The 5,490-nt window shown below is 60.0% G+C and carries 3 protein-coding genes; all 3 read left to right on the top strand.

The genetic code is table 11. The features are described from left to right. Positions 1–570 precede the first annotated feature (570 nt). Complete coding sequence (locus AB4043_RS12660) at positions 571–1,908, top strand: TolC family protein (RefSeq protein ID WP_442302813.1); 1,338 nt, start codon at positions 571–573, stop codon at positions 1,906–1,908. After that, entirely contained in the window at positions 1,908–3,203 is a 1,296-nt protein-coding gene (locus tag AB4043_RS12655) for an efflux RND transporter periplasmic adaptor subunit (RefSeq protein ID WP_442307194.1), read from the top strand. Before AB4043_RS12660 ends, AB4043_RS12655 begins: the two co-directional genes overlap by 1 nt. Next, positions 3,200–5,490, top strand: a 2,291-nt coding sequence (locus AB4043_RS12650; RefSeq protein ID WP_442307193.1) for an efflux RND transporter permease subunit, incomplete at its 3' end; no start/stop codon positions are given. The genes AB4043_RS12655 and AB4043_RS12650, both read left to right, overlap by 4 nt.

Raw genomic sequence — 5,490 nt, 5'->3', positions numbered from 1 at the left:
GCGCAAGTCTGTGCGACCGTAAGTGGTCGATCTGTTCCTGAATCGGTTTGTGTAATGGTTGAAATTCAGACTGCTGGCTGAGCATACAGTCCACCCGCTAGCTGGTTATCGGCAGTCTGAAGCCAGACCTGAGGGAATGTGTGAAATAACTGAGACCGGCGACGGCATCGCTTGTTCGTTGGGGTGACTCGCAATGGGTGAACTATTCGAGGGAAGCTCGAACCGGGTGGGAGCCCAGGGCTTTTAGCCCTCGGTATGGGCTCAATATAGAAATGGGCTTTAGCCCTGGGCTTTTTGCTGACGGACGGAGAAGGCCCAAGGCTAAAAGCCCATTTACTTTTATGCCTGTACCAGCTGGCTAAAGCCCGCTGCTCCCACCCGGTTTCCGGACTGTCTCAGATCAATCGAATTTGTCGACACGCCTAAGTTCGTCGGGGACCCCGATATGCAAYGGATGGGGCATACAGCAGCCTCCGTTTTACACAGGATTCATCAGCGCAGTAAGAAACCCAATACGGCCTGTGTAAATAGTTCAGCTTTCATTAAGGTTGGCAAACTACAGTGATCTACATGATTCGAGTGTGTCGGGCAGGCGGTTATGTGGTCAGTGCCGCCTTGCTGCTTTCTGTAGCGCCGGTGAGCTGGGCACAGGACCCACAGCCGGAAAAGATCACGCTGACCGAGGCCATTCGCCGTGCGCAGGCGAATGAACCCATCTTTGCCGCGGCCGTTGCGGCAGGGCGCTCCGCAAAGATTGACAGCTATCTGGCCAAGGCGGCGTTGCTGCCTTCAGCGACGTATCACAACCAGATGCTCTACACCCAGCCCAATGGCCAGACCAATCAGGGCGGACAGGTCGGAACGCAGGCATCGCCGATCTTCATCGCCAACAATACGGTGCATGAGTACATCAGTCAGGCCGTGATCAACGAGACCGTCGGTCTGAAGGGGATTGCCAACGCGCAGGTAGCTTCTGCGGTTGCTGCCCGCGCACAGGCCGAAGCGGAGATTGCGCGCCGCGGCCTGGTAAGTGCGGTCGTGAATCTGTACTACATGGTCTACGTGGCCGCACGGAAGCAGACCCTCATGGAAGAGGGCTTGGCCGAGGCGCAGAGCTTCGCTGAGATTACGCAGAAGCGTGAGGCCGGCCGTGAGGTCGCGCGTGCCGATGTGGTCAAGGCGCAACTGCAGCTCCAGGGCCGTCAGCGCGATATTGCTGATGCGAAGCTTGCCGCGGATAAGGCGCGGCTGGAGCTTGCCGTGCTGCTCTTTCCGGATCCGCGTACGCCCTATGTGACGGACGCTCCGCAGAACCCGCCGGAGCTGCCGACGCGCGACGAGGTGAACAAACTTGCCTCGACCAACAATCCTGAGGTTCGCAGCGCACTGGCCGACTTGGCGGCAGCCAACGCCAGTGTGCGTTCGGCCAAAGCGGGATATCTACCCGACCTCGGTCTCAACTTCACCTACGGTATCGACTCTCCGCAGTTTGCCAAAAATGGCCCCGATGGCGTGCGGAACCTTGGCTACTCCATCAGCGGAACGCTGGATATTCCGGTGTGGGACTGGTTTTCGACGCAGAAGAAGATTCAGCAGAGCCAGATTCAGCGCAATGTAGCCAAGGTCAGTCTGACCGCGGCACAGCGCCGGCTGATCGCCAATCTGGAAGAAAGTTATGCCGAAGCCGCGGCAGCGCGCAATCAACTGGCGCTGCTGGAGCAAAGCGCGCAGACGGCGGCCGAAAGTCTTCGGCTGACACGGCTGCGGTACGCGGCGGGTGAGTCCACGGTGCTGGAGGTCGTCGACGCGCAGAACGCTTTGCTTACTGCTCAGACGGCCCAGGCCGACGGTGTTGTGCGCTATGAGAGCGCATTGTCCGCACTTCAGATCCTGACAGGAACCCTGTAATGAAGAACACGGCACGATTGATCGAGAACACATCACGAACGCTGGCATTGGCCGGGTGCATCCCGGTCCTGGCGATGGCATGTTCCTTTACTCTTGGCGGTTGTAAGAAGGCTGCCGATACCGCAGCGGAGACTCTGGTGGCGGTAGAGGCCGAAAAGCCGGAGACCGGAGAGATCTCCGAGCGCATCATGGCCGACGCTACGCTTTCGCCGCTGGCGCAGGCAGCAATTTCGCCCAAGATCTCCGCTCCGGTCAAGACCTTCTACGTGCAGCGTGGGGCGAAGGTGAAAGAGGGCCAGTTATTGGCCCTGCTGGAGAACCGCGACCTGGCGGCCCAGGCGCTCGATACCAAGGGACAGTTCACCTCGGCGCAGGCGACCTACGAGATGCAGACCAAGTCTCAGGTTCCCGAGGATGCCGCCAAGGCTGAGTTGGATGTCGCACAGGCACAGGCGCAGCTCAAGCTGCAGCAGGAGATTGTGGCAGCGCGCAAGAAGCTCTTCGACGAGGGCGCGATTGCTGGCCGCGACTATGACACTGCTGTCGCCGCTCTGGTGCAGGCACAGGCAGCGTATGACGTTGCCGCCAACCATCTGAACTCGGTGAAGAAGGTAAATCGCACCGCGTCGTTGAAGTCGGCGGAGGGACAGCTTTCATCGGCTGAGGGTAAGTACCAGGCAGCGGCTGCACAGGTCTCTTACTCGGAGATCCGTAGTCCCATCTCCGGTGTGGTGACCGACCGTCCTCTCTTTCCCGGAGAGACGGTGACCGCGGGCTCTCCTCTGATTACGGTCATGGACACCTCGGCGCTGATCGCCAAGGTGCATCTCGCGCAGACCATGGTGCAGCGGCTGGCTCTGGGGAACGAGGCGCAGATTATGGTTCCCGGTGTGACCGATCCGGTGCCTGCGAAGGTGTCGCTCATCAGTCCCGCGGTCGATCCCGGCAGCACAACCGTCGAGGTATGGCTGCGTGTCGACAATGCAGCCGGCAAGTATAAGGCGGGTACGCCCGTACGGGTCGCGATTGCAGGACGCTCGGTGCCTCAGGCCGTAAAGGTGCCCGTGRTTGCGGTGGTCACAGCGCAGGATGGCGGGAAGTCGGTGATGGTGGTCAAGGCCGACAGCACGGCGCACAAGGTGAAGGTGCAGACCGGTATTACCGATGGTGAAGATATTCAGATCACACAGGGACTGAACGGTTCAGAGACCGTTGTCACCAACGGCGCCTATGCGCTGGAAGAGGGCACCAAGGTAAAGGTCGGCAAAGCCGGTGAGGGAGACGAGAAGGAATGATCTCCCATCCGGAAAAGCCCTTCTGGCTGGAGCGGTATCGCTCATCGATCTTCTTCTTTCTGATCGTGCTGTCGCTGGCTGGTATTTTCGCCTCGCAGAAGGTGCCGATCAGCGTCTTTCCCGAGACGAACTTCCCGCGTGTCGTCATCGGCGTAGACAACGGCGTCATGCCGGTGGAGCAGATGCAGGTCACGATCACCAAGCCGATTGAGGACGCGATGAACACCGTCCCCGGTCTGGCGACCGTGCGTTCCAATACCAGCCGAGGCTCGGCTGAGGTGAGCCTGTTCTTCGACTGGAACGTTGATATGTTCCGCACGCTGCAGCTGGTGGATGCGGCGCTGAGTAAGGTGCGCCAGACTCTGCCGGCTACCGCGGTCATCACTACTAATCGTCTGACCTTCGCTACCTTCCCCATCATTGGTTACAGCCTCACCTCCGATACGCTGTCGCAGACCGAGCTATGGGAACTGGCGACCTATGCGTTGAAGCCGCCGTTGAACCGTGTGTCCGGTGTCAGCATGGTTACGGTTCAGGGCGGCAAGGTGCCGGAGTTCCATATCGTGCCCAACATGGCGCGGTTGCAGGCGACGAACGTCACCATCATGGATATCGTGAATGCGGTGCAGGCCTCGAATATCGTCGACTCGCCTGGACTGTACGAGGAGAACCATCAGCTCATCCTTGGCCTGGTAGGAGCGCAAGCACATGATGCTGATCAGCTAGGACGTCTGGTGGTGAAGGCGACCGCCAGTGGAACCGCCGTGCGCGTGAGCGATGTCGCGACGGTGCAGCCGGGTGTGTTGCCCGTGTATACGACAGTGACTGCCGATAATCATGCGGCGGTCTTGTTGAACATCACGCGGCAGCCTTCCAGCAATACGGTTGCCGTGGCTGATGCTGTCTCCGCGCAGGTGGAGCAGTTGAAGAAGAACCTGCCCGCCGGCGTGCAGATGAAGCTCTACTACGATCAGGCAGAGCTGGTGCGCGAGAGTATTCGCAGCGTACGCGACGCCATCATGATCGGCCTGCTGTTGGCCTGCGTCATCCTCTTTCTCTTCCTTGGCGACTGGAGCTCGTCACTCGTGGCTGGCCTGGTAATTCCGGTGACGGTGGCGATCACCGTGCTGGTGTTGTGGTCCATCGGGCAGAGCTTCAACCTCATGACGCTAGGCGGTCTGGCGGCGGCCATCGGCCTGGTAATCGATGACGCCATCGTAGTGGTCGAGAACATCGTGCTGCACCGCGACACCGGCCAGTCACGGGCCAGCGCTGCGCGGCTCGCGCTGAAGGAGATCTCGGCGCCACTGGTGGGTTCCACCATTACGCCAGTGGTGGTCTTTCTTCCACTGGTCTCGGTTACGGGTGTGACTGGAAGCTTCTTCCGCGCGCTGGCCATCACGATGACGGTGGCGCTGTTGACCTCACTGCTTCTGGCCGTCACCTGGACCCCGGCGTTGAGTCTCGCACTGCTGCGCGACCGTAAGGACAGCGAAGAAGGGAAGCGTCACGAAGAGCATCACGGCAAGCTGATGACGCGGGTTATTGCCACGCACCATCGTGTGCTGACATGGTCCCTGGCACGCCCGGCGATACTGCTGGGTATTTGCGGCTTGCTCGTGGTGGGCACGTACCTCGGATATCGCGCCCTGGGTTCGGACCTGCTGCCGGAGATGGATGAGGGCGGCTTCATTCTGGACTACATCATGCCCGCGGGCAGCTCGTTGACAGAGACGAATCGTGTGCTCGAGCACGTGAATCGCATCCTGCACTCCATGCCGGAGGTGGAGAGCACCTCGCGGCGTACCGGCCTGCAGATGGGCCTGGCGGCGGTGACTGAAGCGAACACAGGTGACATGACCGTGAAGCTGAAGAAGAGTCGTGACCGCGGTATCGACGAGGTGATCGCCGATGCACGCGCGGAGATCAAGAAGGCTGAGCCGGAGCTGGATGTGGAGTTCATCCAGGTGCTGCAGGACATGATCAACGATCTGTCGAATGCGCCGGAGCCGATCCAGATCAAACTCTTCTGCGATAACTTCGCGGTTCTGGATGACGTTGCACCGCGCGTCGGTGATGCCATCAGTAAGATTCCCGGTGTCGTCAGCGTGGAGAACGGCATTGAGAACACCATCAGCGGTTCGGGAACCAACTTCCAGGTCGATCCCGTGGTGGCCGCTCGTCTGGGTTTCACGCCGCAGGAGGTTGCTGAAGACGCGACCTCGATCCTTGATGGTGTGAATACGACTGATCCGCTGATTGCGAATGGAAGACCGTACACCATCCG

The sequence above is a fragment of the Terriglobus sp. YAF25 genome, from assembly GCF_052113305.1.
Lineage (GTDB): Bacteria > Acidobacteriota > Terriglobia > Terriglobales > Acidobacteriaceae > Terriglobus.
This window is presented reverse-complemented; position numbering and strand designations above follow the sequence as displayed.

Coding starts and splice junctions, on each gene's coding strand:
- AB4043_RS12660 (WP_442302813.1), top strand. CDS start 571: ATGATTCGAGTGTGTCGGGCAGGCGGTTATGTGGTCAGTGCCGCCTTG.